Source organism: Anoxybacillus sp. FSL W8-1294 (assembly GCF_037965005.1).
GTDB classification, from domain to species: domain Bacteria; phylum Bacillota; class Bacilli; order Bacillales; family Anoxybacillaceae; genus Anoxybacillus; species Anoxybacillus flavithermus_G.
In genome coordinates, this window is record NZ_CP150179.1 from 109,974 (window position 1) to 128,727 (window position 18,754).

General features: G+C 42.5%; 18 protein-coding genes and 1 other annotated feature. All 18 genes read left to right on the forward strand.

What is annotated here, in order from left to right; translation table 11 throughout:
• Position 1 precedes the first annotated feature (1 nt).
• Positions 2–739, forward strand: a complete 738-nt coding sequence (gene rlmB, locus NSQ23_RS00565) for a 23S rRNA (guanosine(2251)-2'-O)-methyltransferase RlmB (RefSeq protein WP_004888633.1) — start codon at positions 2–4, stop codon at positions 737–739.
• 1 nt (position 740) lies between these two features.
• Positions 741–1,250 (forward strand): NYN domain-containing protein, encoded by a 510-nt coding sequence (locus tag NSQ23_RS00570; RefSeq protein WP_004888634.1) that lies wholly within the window; start codon positions 741–743, stop codon positions 1,248–1,250.
• Between the two features lie 68 nt (positions 1,251–1,318).
• Entirely contained in the window at positions 1,319–1,969 is a 651-nt protein-coding gene (gene sigH, locus NSQ23_RS00575) for an RNA polymerase sporulation sigma factor SigH (protein WP_339172237.1), read from the forward strand.
• A 63-nt stretch (positions 1,970–2,032) separates the two neighbouring features.
• A complete protein-coding gene (gene rpmG, locus NSQ23_RS00580) occupies positions 2,033–2,182 on the forward strand; it encodes a 50S ribosomal protein L33 (protein WP_077429984.1) in 150 nt (49 codons plus the stop codon).
• Positions 2,183–2,213: 31 nt separating this feature from the next.
• Positions 2,214–2,396, forward strand: coding sequence for a preprotein translocase subunit SecE (gene secE, locus NSQ23_RS00585; protein WP_339172240.1), 183 nt, complete (start codon positions 2,214–2,216; stop codon positions 2,394–2,396).
• A 119-nt stretch (positions 2,397–2,515) separates the two neighbouring features.
• Positions 2,516–3,049 (forward strand): transcription termination/antitermination protein NusG, encoded by a 534-nt coding sequence (nusG, locus tag NSQ23_RS00590; RefSeq protein ID WP_339172242.1) that lies wholly within the window; start codon positions 2,516–2,518, stop codon positions 3,047–3,049.
• Between the two features lie 151 nt (positions 3,050–3,200).
• Positions 3,201–3,626, forward strand: a complete 426-nt coding sequence (gene rplK / locus NSQ23_RS00595) for a 50S ribosomal protein L11 (protein WP_003397643.1) — start codon at positions 3,201–3,203, stop codon at positions 3,624–3,626.
• Positions 3,627–3,729: 103 nt separating this feature from the next.
• Positions 3,730–4,431: a 50S ribosomal protein L1 gene (gene rplA / locus NSQ23_RS00600; protein ID WP_339172246.1), complete on the forward strand. Its 702-nt coding sequence runs from the start codon at positions 3,730–3,732 to the stop codon at positions 4,429–4,431.
• Positions 4,432–4,483: 52 nt separating this feature from the next.
• Positions 4,484–4,629: a sequence feature (ribosomal protein L10 leader region), on the forward strand.
• Positions 4,630–4,671: 42 nt separating this feature from the next.
• Positions 4,672–5,172: a 50S ribosomal protein L10 gene (gene rplJ / locus NSQ23_RS00605; RefSeq protein WP_004888648.1), complete on the forward strand. Its 501-nt coding sequence runs from the start codon at positions 4,672–4,674 to the stop codon at positions 5,170–5,172.
• A gap of 45 nt (positions 5,173–5,217) precedes the next feature.
• On the forward strand, positions 5,218–5,583 hold the full coding sequence (rplL, locus tag NSQ23_RS00610; protein ID WP_003397647.1) for a 50S ribosomal protein L7/L12: 366 nt from the start codon (positions 5,218–5,220) through the stop codon (positions 5,581–5,583).
• A gap of 87 nt (positions 5,584–5,670) precedes the next feature.
• A complete protein-coding gene (locus tag NSQ23_RS00615) occupies positions 5,671–6,270 on the forward strand; it encodes a class I SAM-dependent methyltransferase (RefSeq protein WP_339172250.1) in 600 nt (199 codons plus the stop codon).
• Between the two features lie 207 nt (positions 6,271–6,477).
• Positions 6,478–10,038: a DNA-directed RNA polymerase subunit beta gene (gene rpoB / locus NSQ23_RS00620; protein ID WP_339172253.1), complete on the forward strand. Its 3,561-nt coding sequence runs from the start codon at positions 6,478–6,480 to the stop codon at positions 10,036–10,038.
• A 49-nt stretch (positions 10,039–10,087) separates the two neighbouring features.
• Positions 10,088–13,687 (forward strand): DNA-directed RNA polymerase subunit beta', encoded by a 3,600-nt coding sequence (rpoC, locus tag NSQ23_RS00625; protein ID WP_004888655.1) that lies wholly within the window; start codon positions 10,088–10,090, stop codon positions 13,685–13,687.
• A 122-nt stretch (positions 13,688–13,809) separates the two neighbouring features.
• Positions 13,810–14,058 carry a 50S ribosomal protein L7ae-like protein gene (locus NSQ23_RS00630; protein ID WP_004888656.1) on the forward strand — a complete coding sequence of 83 codons (249 nt, stop codon included), beginning with the start codon at positions 13,810–13,812 and terminating at the stop codon, positions 14,056–14,058.
• 101 nt (positions 14,059–14,159) lie between these two features.
• On the forward strand, positions 14,160–14,582 hold the full coding sequence (gene rpsL, locus NSQ23_RS00635) for a 30S ribosomal protein S12 (RefSeq protein WP_003397652.1): 423 nt from the start codon (positions 14,160–14,162) through the stop codon (positions 14,580–14,582).
• Between the two features lie 44 nt (positions 14,583–14,626).
• Positions 14,627–15,097: a 30S ribosomal protein S7 gene (gene rpsG, locus NSQ23_RS00640; protein WP_004888658.1), complete on the forward strand. Its 471-nt coding sequence runs from the start codon at positions 14,627–14,629 to the stop codon at positions 15,095–15,097.
• Between the two features lie 134 nt (positions 15,098–15,231).
• Positions 15,232–17,310, forward strand: a complete 2,079-nt coding sequence (fusA, locus tag NSQ23_RS00645; protein WP_035066575.1) for an elongation factor G — start codon at positions 15,232–15,234, stop codon at positions 17,308–17,310.
• A gap of 120 nt (positions 17,311–17,430) precedes the next feature.
• Entirely contained in the window at positions 17,431–18,618 is a 1,188-nt protein-coding gene (gene tuf / locus NSQ23_RS00650) for an elongation factor Tu (RefSeq protein ID WP_021095336.1), read from the forward strand.
• Positions 18,619–18,754 lie beyond the last annotated feature (136 nt).

Genomic DNA, 18,754 nt, shown 5'->3' on the forward strand with positions numbered 1-18,754 from the left:
GATGGATCTCATTATTGGTAAAAACCCGGTGTTAGAAGCATTAAAATCTGGACGAGAAATGAATAAAATATGGATTGCTGAAGGCTCACAACGTGGTCAAATGCAATCGATCATTCAGCTCGCAAAAGAGATGGGTATTACGGTACAATATGTTCCTAAAAAAAAGATGGATCAATTAAGTGACGGCAATCATCAAGGGGTCATTGCGCAAGTTGCTGCATACCGATACTATGACATAGATGATTTATTTAAAAAGGCAGAAGAAAGAGAAGAAGCACCGTTTTTTATTATTTTGGATGAGCTTGAAGACCCACACAATTTAGGATCGATTATGCGAACAGCTGATGCGGTAGGTGCCCATGGTATTATTATTCCGAAACGGCGTTCGGTCGGTTTAACCGCAACGGTAGCGAAAGCGTCAACCGGTGCGATTGAATATGTGCCTGTTGCGCGTGTAACGAACTTAGCGCGGACGGTTGATGAATTGAAAGAGCGGGGCGTTTGGATTTTTGGAACGGATGCAAAAGGAACTCAAGATTATCGTCAACTTGATGGAGTCATTCCGTTAGCCTTAATTATCGGTAGTGAAGGGAAAGGAATAAGCCGTTTATTACGAGATAAATGCGATGTGCTCGTTCGTTTGCCGATGATAGGACATGTCACATCGTTAAATGCCTCGGTTGCGGCGAGCTTGTTAATGTATGAGGTGTACCGAAAGCGACATCCATTAGGTGAGTAAAATGGATATTTTAATCGTTGATGGCTACAACATCATCGGTGCCTGGCCAGAACTGCGCGAGTTGCGCGATACAGATTTATCGTTAGCGCGCGACCGACTTGTCGAGAAAATGGCGGAATATCAAGCATTTACCGGTTGTAAAGTCATTATTGTTTTCGACGCACACCTCGTACAAGGAACAACAAAAAAATATGTCGATCATCAAGTAGAGGTCATTTTCACAAAGGAAAACGAAACGGCTGATGAGCATATCGAGAAATTAGCGAAATCGCTCCAGCAAGTTCGGACAAAAGTATACGTCGCTACGTCAGACTATACGGAACAATGGGCGATTTTTGGTCAAGGGGCGTTGCGTAAATCAGCTCGGGAGCTACTCATTGAAGTAGATGCGGTGCAGCGAAATATTTCAACGAACGTCAAGCACATTCAACAAAAAAAACCGATGTCAAAAATTCCTCTCACAGACGAAGTCGCAAAAATTTTCGAAAAATGGCGAAGAGGGGAAAAATGAACGATTGACCCTGTAAAAAAATGTACTGTATAATACTTTTATCCATGTGCAGGGCGGGGGGAGTCGGCGTGAGCGCAAATGCAAACGAAAAACAACAAAGCCGTTACGAACAACTAGGAGATGAAATGATTGTAGAACTCGTACATCAAGGTGATAGTGAGGCGCTTGATTATTTAATTCATAAGTATAAAAATTTTGTCCGAGCGAAAGCACGTTCATATTTTTTAGTCGGTGCAGATCGCGAAGATATTGTGCAAGAAGGAATGATAGGTCTATATAAAGCAATCCGAGATTTTAAGGAAGATAAGCAATCTTCATTTAAGGCGTTTGCAGAGTTATGCATTACTCGCCAAATGATTACAGCTATTAAGATGGCTACGCGCCAAAAACACATTCCTCTCAATTGTTACGTTTCATTGGACAAGCCAATTTACGAAGATGATTCTGCCCGTACATTGATGGACGTTCTTTCGGGAACGAAAATAACAAATCCCGAAGAACTAATTATTAATAGAGAAGAGTTCAATCACATTGAAGAAAAGATGACCGAACTACTTAGCGATTTAGAAAGAAAAGTGCTTCTCCTTTATTTAGAAGGTCGATCATATCAAGAAATTTCGGAAGAACTCAATCGTCATGTCAAATCGATTGACAATGCCTTGCAACGCGTGAAACGCAAACTAGAAAAGTATGTAGAAATTCAAGGAATTCGTTTATAATATTGACATAAAAAAATATTGTATGATACAGTTTTTAAGACGCAGTGTATCGGAGGAAAACGTATGCGCAAAAAAGTGATTTTAGCGTGTAGTCAATGTTTAAGCCGAAACTATACAACGATGAAAAATATAGCTCATCACGATGAGCGGCTAGAGATGAAAAAGTTTTGTAAAACATGCCATACGCATACGATTCACCGCGAAACGAAGTAGTTGATGATCCCGGGATGTTGGAGGGTTTTCTATGCAACGAGTAACGAAGTTTTCCCGCGAAGTTGTTCGCGAGATGAAGAAAGTCAGCTGGCCAAAACGAAAAGAACTAGTGAACTATACAATTACCGTTCTGGCGACGGTGGCGTTTTTTACTGTGTTTTTTGCTGTTGTTGATTTAGGAATTTCAGAGTTAGTTCGTCTTATACTTGAATAGTGGTCGTATATCCATGGTATAATGAAAGATAACAAACAAGAAATAAAGCCCGGTGACGGGTTTTTATTTTGCCTAAAAAAGATTTGTTTAGGGAGGGAAGGACGATATCGTCCCATCAAATGGAAAAGAATTGGTATGTTATTCATACGTATTCGGGTTATGAAAACAAGGTAAAAACAAACTTAGAAAAACGTGTTGAGTCGATGGGCATGCAAGATAAAATTTTTCGCGTCGTTGTGCCTGAGGAGGAAGAAACAGACACAAAAGGTGGCAAAAAGAAAGTTGTCAAAAAGAAAGTTTTTCCAGGTTACGTCCTTGTTGAAATGATTATGACAGACGATTCTTGGTATGTCGTTCGTAATACTCCAGGGGTAACAGGGTTCGTTGGTTCAGCTGGTGCCGGATCTAAACCGACGCCGCTTCTTGAAGAAGAAGTTTCCGCGATTTTAAAACGGATGGGCTTTGATTTAATCGAGTTAGACTTTGATTTCGAATTAAATGAAGCAGTTCGCATTAAAGAAGGCCCGTTTGCGAATTTTGTCGGAACGATCCAAGAAATCGAAATGGATAAGCAAAAAGTAACTGTGCTCGTTGACATGTTCGGGCGTGAAACACCAGTAGAGCTTGACTTTTCGCAAATTGAAAAAATATAATAGTAAACAACTTGCAAATGAGCAAGAAAAGTGATAATATTTTAAGGTCAGTATGTCTCAATCATTGAGACGAATGCGATGATTGTTTTTATATATCGAGTGGGAGGGAACATCCCTAATACCACATCACGGACTTAAGGAGGTGTGTCTCGTGGCTAAAAAAGTAATTAAAGTTGTCAAATTGCAAATTCCTGCAGGGAAAGCGAATCCAGCACCACCAGTCGGTCCAGCATTAGGTCAAGCTGGTGTTAACATCATGGGATTCTGTAAAGAATTCAACGCTCGTACAGCTGATCAAGCAGGTTTAATTATTCCTGTTGAAATTACGGTATATGAAGACCGTTCATTTACATTTATTACGAAAACTCCACCTGCTGCTGTATTACTTAAAAAAGCGGCTGGTATCGAGTCTGGTTCTGGTGAGCCAAACCGTAATAAAGTGGCAACAGTAAAGCGCGACAAAGTGCGCGAGATTGCTGAAACAAAAATGCCAGACTTAAACGCGGCGAGCATTGAAGCAGCTATGCGCATGATCGAAGGAACAGCGCGCAGCATGGGTATCGTCATCGAAGACTAATGAAGATCTGGCTGGAGAAGGTTGCGGAAGCGAACTATATAGTTTTCGCAACCTTTATTCGTGGGAGGTCTTTCCGTTAAAACCACAAAAGGAGGAAATGAACATGCCAAAAAGAGGAAAACGTTACTTAGAGGCAGCGAAGTTGATTGATCGCTCAAAAGCATACGATGTAAAAGAAGCGATCGAATTAGTGAAAAAGACAAACGTTGCAAAATTTGATGCAACAGTAGAGGTTGCTTTCCGTTTAGGAGTTGATCCGAAGAAAGCGGACCAACAAATTCGCGGTGCGGTTGTATTACCACACGGTACAGGTAAAGTACGCCGCGTATTAGTGCTTGCAAAAGGTGAAAAAGCGAAAGAAGCAGAAGCAGCAGGTGCAGATTATGTAGGTGATACAGATTACATCAACAAAATTCAACAAGGTTGGTTTGAGTTCGATGTGATCGTTGCAACTCCTGATATGATGGGTGAGGTAGGTAAAATCGGTCGTATTTTAGGACCAAAAGGTTTAATGCCAAACCCTAAAACAGGAACAGTTACATTTGACGTGGCGAAAGCGGTTAATGAAATTAAAGCTGGTAAAGTAGAATACCGCGTTGACAAAGCAGGAAACATCCACGTGCCGATCGGTAAAGTATCATTTGATACTGAAAAATTGGTAGAAAACTTCGCAACAATCTATGAGACAATCTTAAAAGTGAAGCCAGCAGCGGCGAAGGGCACATACGTGAAAAACGTAACAGTCGCTTCAACAATGGGACCTGGCGTGAAAGTAGATCCTTCTACAGTTGCTGTTGCTAACTAATTATAGATATTGACTTTTTAGAAACGCTTTAGTATACTATTCATTGTTTGAAAAACGAATATCATTTGTACCGTAGACAGTAGGTGCCTCATATAGGCTTAATTTCCTACCGAGGTGTTGAGACTCATAAATAAGTGCATCTTGCACTTTTCGGGGGCCTCCATGTCTGCGTTGACATGGAGGTTTTTTATTGAACGGTATAAGTGGTGTCGAAACTCAACTTCTACAGGAGGTGTTGACATGAGCAGCGTACTTGAACAAAAGCAGCAGCTAGTAGCGGAGATTGCTGAAAAGCTTCGCGCGAGCAAATCAACGATCATCGTTGATTATCGTGGTTTAAATGTCGCTCAAGTTACAGAGCTTCGTAAGCAACTTCGCGAAGCGGGCATCGAGTTCAAAGTGTACAAAAATACATTAACTCGTCGTGCTGTTGCTGAGTTAGGATTAGAAGGTTTAGATGAAACATTAACAGGTCCGAATGCGATTGCATTCAGCAATGATGATGTCGTTGCTCCTGCAAAAATTTTAAACGAATTCGCGAAAAAGAACGAAGCGTTAAAAATTAAAGCAGGTATCATCGAAGGTAACGTAGCGACACTTGAAGAAGTTAAGGCGCTTGCAGAGCTCCCATCTCGCGAAGGCTTGCTCTCTATGTTGCTTAGCGTTCTTCAAGCACCAATCCGCAACTTTGCGCTTGTTACAAAAGCGGTTGCTGAGAAGAAAGAAGAACAGGGCGCTTAATTTTCAAATTGCCTAAAACTAAAATATTAAGGAGGAAGATCGATCATGACTAAAGAACAAATCATTGAAGCGGTTAAAAATATGACTGTTTTAGAATTAAACGACTTAGTAAAAGCAATCGAAGAAGAATTTGGTGTAACTGCTGCTGCTCCTGTAGTAGTTGCTGGTGGTGCTGCTGCTGGTGCTGCTGCTGAAGAAAAAACTGAATTCGACGTTATCCTTGCAGATGGCGGCGCGCAAAAAATCAAAGTTATCAAAGTTGTACGCGAACTTACTGGTCTTGGCTTAAAAGAAGCAAAAGACTTAGTAGACAACACTCCAAAGCCAGTTAAAGAAGGCGTTTCTAAAGAAGAGGCTGAAGAAATCAAAGCGAAACTTGAAGAAGCTGGCGCGAAAGTTGAAATTAAGTAATAAAGTAAAGAAGCTCGCTCAAAACGGCGAGCTTCTTTGTGTTTTCATGTACATTCGTTTACAATAAAGGAAAGAGAGGTGAGGGTGATGGGTGATCACTACTATACGGAGCGACCTGTGGTAGAAAGTAAGCCGTTTCAATGGGCGTATATGTTACGAGGTCATCAGTTTTTATTTACCGTTGATCAAGGTGTGTTTTCAAAAAAAGAAGTCGATTTCGGTTCCCGACTACTAATTGAAACATTCGTGGAACCAAATGTGAGTGGAAATATTCTTGATGTTGGTTGTGGATACGAGCCAATCGGTTTGGCGCTAGCGAAAGATTTTCCTCATCGAATGGTACATATGATCGATGTAAATGAGCGAGCGATTGAGTTGGCTAAGAAAAACAAACAGCAAAATGACATTGAAAATGCTGAGATTTACATAAGCAACTTATTTGATCGAGTAGAAGGGAAGTTTGCTGCAATTGTGACAAACCCGCCGATTCGTGCAGGAAAAGCAGTCGTTTATTCCATTTTCGAGCAAAGTGCGAACTACTTGCTTTCTGGTGGTCAACTATGGGTTGTCATTCAAAAGAAACAAGGTGCCCCATCCGCTTTGGAAAAGTTAAAAACGATTTTTGATGAAGTTGATGTTGTGGAAAAGAAAAAAGGTTACTTTATTATTCGAGCAAAAAACGCTTGACGCTCGATTTTCAGTATGATACCATTATAAAATGCTAAATGTGTATTTTTTTTAGTTTACGTATGCTGTGTATGTATGTATAATTTTAGTTTTAAAGGAAAAACTTATAAAATATATAATAGGTCAAACATGTGGTTTTCTTATAAGAAACCATTTCTTTTTTGTCTGATGACAAGTTATTAATGTTTGATTTGAGGGGTGAATCAGTTGACAGGTCAACTAGTTCAATACGGACGACACCGCCAACGAAGAAGTTATGCGCGCATTAGTGAAGTGTTAGAACTACCAAACTTAATCGAAATTCAAACTTCTTCTTACCAGTGGTTTCTCGACGAAGGATTGCGTGAAATGTTTCAAGATATTTCACCGATCGAAGATTTTACAGGGAATTTGTCACTAGAATTTATTGATTACAGCTTAGGAGAACCAAAGTACTCTGTCGAAGAGTCAAAAGAACGCGACGTTACATACGCAGCACCGCTTCGGGTGAAAGTACGCCTAATCAATAAAGAAACAGGTGAAGTAAAGGAACAAGATGTATTTATGGGAGATTTCCCGTTAATGACAGAAACAGGCACGTTCATTATTAATGGTGCTGAACGCGTTATCGTTTCTCAGCTTGTTCGTTCACCGAGCGTATATTATAGCGGAAAAGTAGATAAAAACGGAAAACGTGGCTTTACAGCTACCGTTATTCCGAACCGCGGTGCATGGCTTGAATATGAAACAGACGCAAAAGATGTCGTTTACGTTCGCATTGATCGTACGCGTAAATTGCCCGTGACCGTGTTATTGCGAGCGTTAGGTTTTGGTTCAGACCAAGAGATTGTCGATTTACTTGGTGATAACGAGTATATTCGTAATACGTTAGAAAAAGATAACACAGAAAGTACAGAAAAAGCGTTGCTTGAAATTTATGAACGGTTACGTCCAGGGGAGCCGCCTACCGTTGAAAACGCAAAAAGCTTGTTGATCTCTCGTTTCTTTGATCCAAAACGATACGATTTAGCAAGCGTTGGTCGTTATAAAATTAACAAAAAGCTCCATATTAAAAACCGTTTATTCGGTCAACGTTTAGCAGAAACGCTCGTTCATCCAGAAACGGGTGAAGTGATTGCTGAAAAAGGAACGGTTCTTGATCGGAGAACGCTCGACCGCATTTTACCTGAGCTCGAAAAAGGGATCGGTATACGTAAATACCAACCGCTTGGGGGCGTTGTCGAAGATGAGTTTGCTTTGCAAGCGATCAAAATTTATGCTCCAAACGATCCAGATGGCGAAAAAGTCATCACGGTCATTAGCAACGGATATATTCCGGAAACAGTAAAGCATATTACACCTGCAGATATTATTGCATCTATTAGCTACTTCTTTAATTTATTGCATGGAGTCGGTGACACAGACGATATCGACCATTTAGGAAACCGTCGACTTCGTTCTGTCGGGGAGTTGCTGCAAAATCAGTTCCGAATCGGTCTTTCGCGCATGGAGCGCGTCGTTCGTGAACGGATGTCCATTCAAGATACAAACACAATTACACCACAGCAACTCATTAATATTCGTCCGGTCATTGCGGCTATTAAAGAATTTTTCGGAAGCTCGCAGTTGTCGCAATTCATGGATCAAACGAACCCACTGGCCGAATTGACACATAAACGTCGTCTTTCTGCGCTTGGTCCGGGCGGTTTAACGCGTGAACGTGCTGGTTTTGAAGTGCGTGACGTTCACTATTCACACTATGGTCGCATGTGTCCGATCGAAACGCCAGAAGGTCCGAACATCGGATTAATTAACTCGCTTTCGACATACGCAAAAGTGAATAAATTTGGCTTTATTGAAACACCTTATCGTCGTGTTGATCCTGAGACAGGAAAAGTAACGGATCAAATTGATTATTTAACAGCGGATGAAGAAGACAATTACGTTGTGGCTCAAGCAAACGTTCTGATTGCGGAAGATGGGACGTTTTTAGAAGAGAACGTTGTTGCTCGTTTCCGCGGTGAAAACATTGTCGTTAAACGTGATCGTGTCGATTATGTAGACGTTTCACCAAAGCAAGTCGTATCCGTAGCTACAGCGTGTATCCCATTTTTAGAAAACGATGACTCCAACCGTGCACTTATGGGTGCGAACATGCAACGTCAAGCTGTTCCACTTATGCAACCGGAAGCTCCAATCGTTGGTACAGGAATGGAGTATGTGGCAGCGAAAGACTCTGGTGCTGCAGTCATTTGTAAGCATCGCGGAATTGTTGAGCGAGTCGAAGCGAAAGAAATTTGGGTACGCCGTTTAATCGAAGTCGATGGAAAAGAAGTCAAAGGTGACTTAGATAAATATCGTCTGTTGAAGTTTGTTCGTTCAAACCAAGGAACGTGCTACAATCAACGCCCGATTGTTAAAGCTGGTGACATTGTAGAGAAAGGTGAAATTTTAGCTGACGGTCCATCGATGGAAAAAGGCGAGTTAGCACTTGGTCGCAACGTGCTTGTTGCGTTCATGACATGGGATGGATACAACTACGAGGACGCGATTATTATGAGCGAGCGTCTCGTGAAAGACGATGTGTATACATCGATTCATATCGAGGAATACGAATCTGAAGCGCGCGATACAAAGCTCGGTCCGGAAGAAATTACGCGCGATATTCCAAACGTTGGTGAAGATGCGCTTCGTAACTTAGATGAACGCGGTATTGTCCGCATCGGTGCAGAAGTAAAAGATGGAGACTTGCTTGTTGGTAAAGTTACTCCAAAAGGTGTTACGGAGTTAACTGCAGAAGAGCGCCTATTACATGCTATCTTTGGCGAGAAAGCACGTGAAGTTCGAGATACATCTTTACGCGTACCACATGGTGGGGGCGGAATCGTTCTTGATGTCAAAGTGTTTACTCGCGAAGACGGCGATGAGTTGCCGCCAGGTGTAAACCAACTTGTCCGTGTATACATTGTACAAAAACGGAAAATTTCCGAAGGTGACAAAATGGCAGGACGCCATGGGAATAAAGGGGTTATTTCTCGTATTTTACCTGAAGAAGATATGCCGTTTTTACCAGATGGCACACCAGTTGACATCATGTTAAACCCATTAGGCGTACCTTCGCGTATGAACATCGGGCAAGTGCTTGAGTTGCATCTCGGTATGGCAGCGAGAAAGTTAGGTCTTCATGTCGCTTCGCCTGTATTTGACGGCGCTCGTGAAGAAGATGTATGGGCGACGTTAGAAGAAGCAGGAATGGCACGCGATGCGAAAACCGTTCTATACGACGGACGGACTGGAGAAGCGTTTGACAACCGTGTTTCTGTCGGTATTATGTACATGATTAAGCTTGCGCACATGGTTGACGATAAATTGCATGCTCGTTCGACAGGTCCGTACTCACTTGTTACGCAACAACCACTTGGTGGAAAGGCGCAGTTTGGTGGTCAGCGTTTCGGTGAGATGGAAGTATGGGCGCTTGAAGCATACGGTGCAGCTTATACGTTGCAGGAAATTTTAACTGTCAAATCAGATGATGTCGTTGGTCGCGTGAAAACATACGAGGCGATTGTGAAAGGTGAAAACGTTCCAGAACCAGGCGTTCCTGAATCGTTCAAAGTGTTAATTAAAGAGCTACAAAGCTTGGGTATGGACGTCACAGTTTTATCAAGTGATGAAAAAGAAATTAGTATGGAAAACTTTGGGGAAGATGATGACGTTCAACCAGTTGACATCATCCCACCTACAGATGAGCCAGCCAAAGAAGATGACGGCGTTGTTGTAAAAGAATAGCGTGTTGACATAAGGGTAAAACCTGGATACTAAAAGGGAGGTAGGCCCCTTGTTAGATGTGAATAAGTTTGAATATATGAAGATCGGACTCGCTTCACCCGAGAAAATTCGTTCTTGGTCGTATGGTGAAGTTAAAAAACCAGAAACGATTAACTATCGAACATTAAAACCAGAAAAAGATGGACTGTTTTGCGAACGCATTTTTGGTCCGACGAAAGACTGGGAATGTCATTGTGGAAAATATAAGCGCGTTCGTTATAAAGGTGTCGTTTGTGACCGATGCGGTGTCGAAGTCACACGTGCAAAAGTTCGCCGTGAGCGCATGGGTCATATTGAACTAGCAGCCCCTGTTTCACATATTTGGTACTTTAAAGGAATTCCTAGCCGCATGGGACTTGTCTTAGACATGTCCCCTCGCGCGCTAGAGGAAGTCATTTACTTTGCATCTTACGTTGTGACGGATCCAGGCGATACGCCGTTAGAAAAGAAGCAATTGCTTTCTGAAAAAGAATATCGCGCGTATCGCGAGAAGTACGGAAATTCGTTTCAAGCTTCAATGGGTGCGGAAGCGATTAAAAAATTGTTACAAGACATCGATCTTGAAAAAGAGGTAGAAACGTTAAAAGAGGAATTGAAGACAGCACAAGGACAACGTCGTGCTCGCACGATTAAGCGTCTTGAAGTGCTTGAAGCGTTCCGTAACTCTGGTAACGATCCTTCCTGGATGATTTTAGATGTACTACCGGTTATTCCGCCTGAGTTGCGCCCGATGGTACAGTTAGACGGTGGTCGTTTTGCGACATCGGACTTGAACGATTTATATCGTCGTGTCATTAATCGAAACAACCGTTTAAAACGTCTATTAGATCTTGGGGCGCCGAACATTATCGTTCAAAACGAGAAACGGATGCTTCAAGAGGCGGTTGATGCGTTAATTGATAACGGTCGCCGTGGCCGTCCGGTTACAGGCCCAGGAAACCGTCCGTTGAAGTCGCTTTCCCATATGTTAAAAGGAAAGCAAGGTCGTTTTCGTCAAAACTTGCTCGGTAAGCGCGTTGACTACTCTGGTCGTTCCGTTATCGTTGTCGGTCCGAACTTGAAAATGTATCAATGCGGATTACCGAAAGAAATGGCGCTTGAGTTGTTTAAACCGTTCGTTATGAAAGAATTAGTAGAGCGTGGCTTAGCACATAACATTAAAAGTGCGAAGCGAAAAATTGAGCGCGTCCACCCAGAAGTTTGGGATGTTTTAGAATCTGTCATTAAAGAGCATCCGGTGTTATTAAACCGCGCACCGACCCTTCACCGTCTCGGTATTCAAGCTTTCGAACCGACGCTTGTAGAAGGGCGTGCGATTCGATTACATCCACTTGTATGTACGGCATACAACGCCGACTTCGACGGTGACCAAATGGCTGTGCACGTACCACTTTCAGCAGAAGCACAGGCGGAAGCACGTCTACTTATGCTTGCGGCACAAAACATTTTGAACCCGAAAGACGGAAAGCCAGTCGTTACGCCTTCACAAGACATGGTTTTAGGAAACTACTACTTAACGATGGAACGAGAAGGTGCAATTGGAGAAGGAATGGTCTTTAAAGATACGGACGAAGCGCTGTTAGCTTACCATAATGGCTATGTTCATTTGCATACACGCATCGCCGTTCATGCCGGTTCGTTGAAAAACGAAACGTTTACAGAAGAGCAAAATAATAAGTTGCTGATCACGACAGTTGGAAAGTTAATCTTCAATGAGATTTTGCCGAAGTCATTCCCATATATTAATGAGCCGACGCAAGAGAACATTGAAGAACGAACGCCGGATAAGTATTTCTTAGACAAAGGTGTGAACGTGAAAGAAGAAATCCGTAAGCTCGAACTCGTTCCACCATTTAAGAAAAAAATTCTTGGTAACATCATCGCGGAAGTGTTTAAACGTTTCAAAATTACAGAAACATCTAAAATGCTTGACCGCATGAAAGATCTTGGCTTTAAGTACTCAACAAAAGCCGGTATTACAATTGGTGTCGCGGACATTGTTGTCTTGCCTGAAAAACAAGAAATTTTAGAAGAAGCACAAGCAAAAGTTGACACGGTATTAAAACAATTTAGACGCGGTTTAATTACTGATGAAGAACGTTATGAGCGTGTTATTTCGATTTGGAGTGCGGCGAAAGATAAAATTCAAGGTCGCTTAATGGAATCGCTTGATAAACGAAATCCAATTTTCATGATGAGTGACTCTGGAGCCCGTGGTAACGCATCGAACTTTACGCAACTTGCTGGTATGCGTGGATTAATGGCAAACCCAGCTGGACGTATTATCGAGCTTCCGATTAAATCTTCATTCCGCGAAGGTTTAACGGTACTTGAGTACTTCATTTCAACACACGGTGCGCGTAAAGGTCTTGCGGACACAGCGTTAAAAACAGCGGACTCTGGTTATTTAACACGTCGTCTCGTTGACGTTGCACAAGACGTCATTATTCGCGAAGACGACTGCGGCACAGATCGTGGTACGTTAATTCGTGCATTAAAAGATGGTACGGAAGTGATCGTGAAGCTTGAAGATCGTCTCATTGGACGTTATGCACGAAAAACGGTAAAACATCCAGAAACAGGCGAAGTGCTTGTGCGTGAAAACGAAATGATCACAGAAGACATCGCAAACGCCATTGTAAAAGCCGGAATTGAAGAAGTGTGGATTCGTTCTGCATTTACATGTAATACGCGACACGGTGTATGTAAAAAATGTTACGGACGCAACTTGGCAACAGGTGCAGAAGTTGAGGTTGGTGAAGCGGTCGGTATTATCGCAGCTCAATCGATCGGTGAGCCGGGTACACAGCTTACAATGCGTACGTTCCATACTGGTGGGGTAGCAGGAGACGATATTACGCAAGGTTTACCGCGTGTACAAGAGTTGTTTGAAGCGCGTAATCCAAAAGGTCAAGCCGTCATTTCAGAAATTGATGGTGTTGTTGTGGCGATTAACGAAACGCGTGACCGTCAACGTGAAATTGTTATTCAAGGCGAAGTCGAGACACGTACGTATACAGCTCCTTACAGCGCTCGCTTGAAAGTGCAAGAAGGACAGAAAGTTGAGCGTGGTCAAGAACTAACAGAAGGCTCAATTGACCCGAAAGAGTTGTTGAGAGTCAAAGACATGAATGCTGTACAAGAATACTTGTTGCGTGAAGTACAAAAAGTATACCGCATGCAAGGGGTAGAAATTAGCGATAAACATATTGAAGTCATGGTTCGCCAGATGCTTCGTAAAGTTCGCGTCATCGATGCAGGCGATACAGACTTGTTGCCAGGTACACTACTTGACATCCATCAATTTACGGATGCGAATACAAAAGTATTGATGGAGGGTAAACGTCCGGCGACAGCTCGTCCGGTGCTACTCGGAATTACGAAAGCATCGCTTGAAACAGATTCGTTCTTGTCTGCAGCTTCATTCCAAGAGACGACACGTGTCTTAACGGATGCAGCAATTAAAGGAAAACGTGACGAATTACTTGGATTAAAAGAAAACGTCATTATCGGTAAACTTGTTCCGGCGGGAACAGGTATGGCTCGTTACCGCAAAGTAAAGCCGATAATTAAAACAGCAAAAGACGAAGACGCTGTTACAACGAAATAATGATGAACCTATTGCTAGCATCGTTTGCTAGCAATAGGTCAAAAAATAGTTGACACAGCACGCAGAAAGTGATAGCATAATAAAGGTGTTCCGAAAACCTGTCACTTTGGAGGATATGTTACATGTCTTATGAAAAAGTCGCACAGGCGAAACAGATTATTGTAGGAACGAAACAAACAGTACGAGCTCTGAAAGATGGGAAGGTACATGAGATCGTGATTGCTGAAGATGCGGATGTAGCAATTATCGATAAAGTGCTAGAAGCAGCGAGAGAGGCAAATGTACCTGTTTGTAAAGTGGACTCGATGAAAAAGCTCGGGAAAGCATGTAAAATCGACGTAGGAGCGGCTGCTGTTGCGATCATTCGTTAAAAACTGTTTTTGTGGGTTACTACAAAAACTTTGTTTTTGCATAAAAATGAGCCACCTGGATGTGTGGGCTTGAATTTGATTGTGAAGGGAGGAAATTTACCATGCCTACAATTAACCAGCTTGTACGTAAAGGTCGTACAAAAAAGGTAGTGAAATCTAAATCACCTGCGTTAAATAAAGGGTATAACAGCTTCAAAAAAGTTCAAACAACTGTTTACTCTCCGCAAAAACGTGGAGTATGTACACGTGTAGGTACAATGACACCAAAGAAGCCAAACTCTGCGCTTCGTAAATATGCCCGTGTACGTTTATCTAACGGTATCGAGGTAACTGCATACATCCCAGGTATCGGTCACAACTTACAAGAACACAGCGTTGTATTAATTCGCGGTGGACGTGTAAAAGACTTACCAGGGGTACGTTACCATATCGTCCGCGGTGCTTTAGATACAGCAGGTGTAGCGAACCGTATGCAAGGTCGTTCTAAATACGGTGCGAAAAAACCAAAAGCAGCTAAGAAATAATATTCGACATCTTTTGTTGATTTTTACTGAAAGGAGGAAAAAATATGCCACGTAAAGGTCCGGTTCCTAAACGAGATGTGTTACCAGATCCAATTTACAATTCAAAGCTAGTTACACGTTTAATCAATAAAATTATGATTGACGGTAAAAAAGGTAAAGCACAAAAAATTCTTTACACAGCGTTCGATATCATTCGTGAGCGCACAGGTAAAGATCCAATGGAAGTGTTTGAGCAAGCGTTGAAAAACGTTATGCCAGTTCTTGAAGTTCGCGCACGCCGTGTTGGTGGTGCAAACTATCAAGTTCCTGTTGAGGTGCGTCCAGAGCGCCGTACAACATTAGGTCTTCGTTGGCTCGTGAACTACGCTCGTCTTCGTGGAGAAAAAACGATGGAAGAGCGCTTAGCGAACGAAATCATGGATGCTGCTAACAACACAGGTGCAGCTGTGAAGAAGCGCGAAGATACACATAAAATGGCAGAAGCAAACAAAGCGTTTGCGCACTATCGTTGGTAATTTTTTCGTTAAATTAAGAATAGGTGAGAGCGATGCGGTTGAAACTAAAAAAGCATGCCCATCGCTCATTCGCCTATATTCCTATATGCAAAATAAATTACGACACTTCATTTAAGGAAGGAGAAAAAATCCATATGGCAAGACAGTTCTCCTTGGAAAACACTCGCAATATTGGAATCATGGCCCATATTGACGCCGGTAAAACAACAACAACAGAACGTATCCTTTTCTACACAGGACGCGTTCATAAAATCGGTGAAGTTCATGAGGGCGCAGCAACGATGGACTGGATGGAGCAAGAACAAGAGCGCGGAATTACCATCACATCCGCAGCAACAACAGCTCAATGGAAAGGCCATCGTATTAACATCATCGATACACCTGGACACGTCGACTTCACAGTAGAAGTTGAACGTTCATTGCGCGTATTAGACGGTGCAGTGGCGGTATTAGACGCACAATCAGGTGTAGAACCGCAAACAGAAACAGTATGGCGCCAAGCGACTACATACGGTGTTCCACGTATCGTTTTCGTAAACAAAATGGACAAGATTGGCGCAGACTTCTTATACTCTGTAAAAACGCTTCATGACCGTTTACAAGCGAATGCGCACCCTGTCCAATTACCAATTGGTGCAGAAGATCAATTCACAGGCATCATTGACCTTGTTGAAATGTGCGCATACCACTATCACGATGAGTTAGGAAAAAACATCGAGCGCATCGAGATTCCTGAAGACTATCGTGATATGGCTGAAGAATATCGCGGAAAATTAATTGAAGCAGTTGCAGAGCTTGATGAAGAATTAATGATGAAATATTTAGAAGGGGAAGAAATTACGAAAGAAGAGTTAAAAGCTGCGATTCGTAAAGCCACAGTTTCTGTGCAATTCTTCCCAGTATTTTGTGGTTCTGCATTCAAAAACAAAGGTGTTCAATTAATGCTTGACGGAGTTGTTGACTACTTACCATCGCCAGTCGACATTCCTGCGATTAAAGGAACTGTTCCTGATACAGAAGAAGAAACAGTTCGTGAAGCGCGTGACGATGCTCCGTTTGCAGCGTTAGCGTTCAAAATTATGACAGACCCTTACGTTGGTAAGTTGACGTTCTTCCGCGTATACTCAGGTACATTAAACTCTGGTTCTTACGTGTTGAACTCAACAAAACGTAAGCGTGAACGTATCGGTCGTATTCTACAAATGCACGCAAACCACCGCGAAGAAATTGCACAAGTTTACGCAGGTGACATTGCGGCAGCTGTAGGTTTAAAAGATACAACAACTGGTGATACGTTGTGTGATGAAAAAGACCCAGTCATCTTGGAGTCTATGCAATTCCCAGAGCCAGTTATTCAAATCGCGATCGAACCGAAGTCAAAAGCTGACCAAGATAAGATGAGCACAGCATTACAAAAACTTCAAGAAGAGGACCCAACATTCCGTGCATGGACAGACCAAGAAACAGGTCAAACAATCATCGCGGGTATGGGTGAGCTTCACCTTGACATCATCGTTGACCGTATGCGTCGTGAGTTTAAGGTAGAAGCAAACGTTGGTGCTCCACAAGTTGCGTACCGCGAAACATTCCGTAAGTCGGCACAAGTTGAAGGGAAATTTGTGCGCCAGTCTGGTGGTCGCGGTCAATACGGTCACGTTTGGATCGAGTTCTCACCAAACGAAGAAGGAAAAGGCTTCGAATTCGAAAACGCGATTGTCGGTGGGGTTGTTCCAAAAGAATACATCCCTGCAATTCAAGCAGGTCTTGAAGATGCAATGCAAAACGGTGTTCTTGCTGGATACCCAGTTGTTGACATTAAAGCGAAATTGTTTGACGGTTCTTACCACGATGTTGACTCAAGCGAAATGGCGTTCAAAATCGCTGCTTCTATGGCATTGAAAAACGCAGCGGCAAAATGTGACCCTGTATTGCTTGAGCCAATCATGAAAGTAGAAGTCATCGTCCCTGAAGAATATTTAGGTGACATTATGGGTGACATCACTTCTCGTCGCGGTCGCGTCGAAGGTATGGAAGCTCGCGGTAACGCACAAGTTGTTCGCGCGATGGTTCCACTTTCTGAAATGTTTGGATACGCAACTTCATTGCGTTCAAATACACAAGGTCGCGGAACATTCACAATGGTATTTGACCATTATGAAGAAGTTCCGAAGAGCATTGCTGAGGAAATCATCAAAAAAAATAAAGGTGAATAATTGATTTTCTAGCATTGTTCAAGTATAAATACTTATGTAAGACTTGGAAGTGGACGTGCCTGTGCACTTTCGCTTCCAAGCATTCTATACTTAACAAAAAACATTAAGGAGGATATTATAATGGCTAAAGCAAAATTCGAACGTACGAAGCCACACGTCAACATTGGTACAATCGGCCACGTTGACCATGGTAAAACAACTTTAACAGCTGCAATCACAACAGTTCTTGCGAAACAAGGTAAAGCAGAAGCACGCGCGTATGATCAAATCGACGCTGCTCCAGAAGAGCGTGAGCGCGGAATTACAATCTCAACTGCACACGTTGAGTATGAAACTGACAACCGTCACTACGCACACGTTGACTGCCCAGGTCACGCTGACTACGTGAAAAACATGATCACAGGTGCTGCGCAAATGGACGGCGCGATTCTAGTTGTATCTGCTGCTGACGGTCCAATGCCACAAACTCGTGAGCACATTCTTCTTTCTCGCCAAGTAGGCGTACCTTACATCGTTGTATTCTTAAACAAATGCGACATGGTAGACGACGAAGAGCTTTTAGAGCTTGTTGAAATGGAAGTTCGCGATCTATTATCTGAATACGACTTCCCTGGAGACGAAGTTCCTGTAATTAAAGGTTCTGCGTTAAAAGCACTTGAGGGAGATCCAGCTTGGGAAGAAAAAATCATTGAGCTTATGAACGCTGTTGATGAGTACATCCCAACTCCACAACGCGAAATCGATAAACCGTTCATGATGCCAGTTGAGGACGTATTCTCAATCACTGGTCGTGGTACAGTTGCTACTGGTCGCGTTGAGCGCGGTATCTTAAAAGTTGGTGACCAAGTAGAGATCATCGGTCTTTCTGAAGAGCCAAAAGCAACAACTGTTACAGGTGTTGAAATGTTCCGTAAGCTTCTTGACCAAGCTGAAGCTGGTGACAACATCGGTGCGCTTCTTCGCGGTGTTTCTCGTGACGAAGTACAACGCGGTCAAGTATTAGCAAAACCAGGAACAATCACTCCACACACAAAATTTAAAGCACAAGTTTACGTATTAACAAAAGAAGAAGGTGGACGTCATACTCCATTCTTCTCTAACTACCGTCCGCAATTCTACTTCCGTACAACGGACGTAACAGGTATCATCCAACTTCCAGAAGGTGTTGAGATGGTAATGCCTGGTGACAACATCGAAATGACAGTAGAATTAATCGCGCCAATCGCGATCGAAGAAGGTACAAAATTCTCGATCCGCGAAGGTGGACGTACAGTAGGTGCAGGTTCTGTATCTGAAATCATCGAGTAATCGATAAAGTGGTCTAGCTTGCTGCTAGACCACTTATTTTTGTTCCATTGAAATTGCTTAATGAAATATGTATAATAGGAAAGGCAGTTTGTTTAGAAAAGAAATAAAAAACTTGCATTAGGCATGAAAATTATAT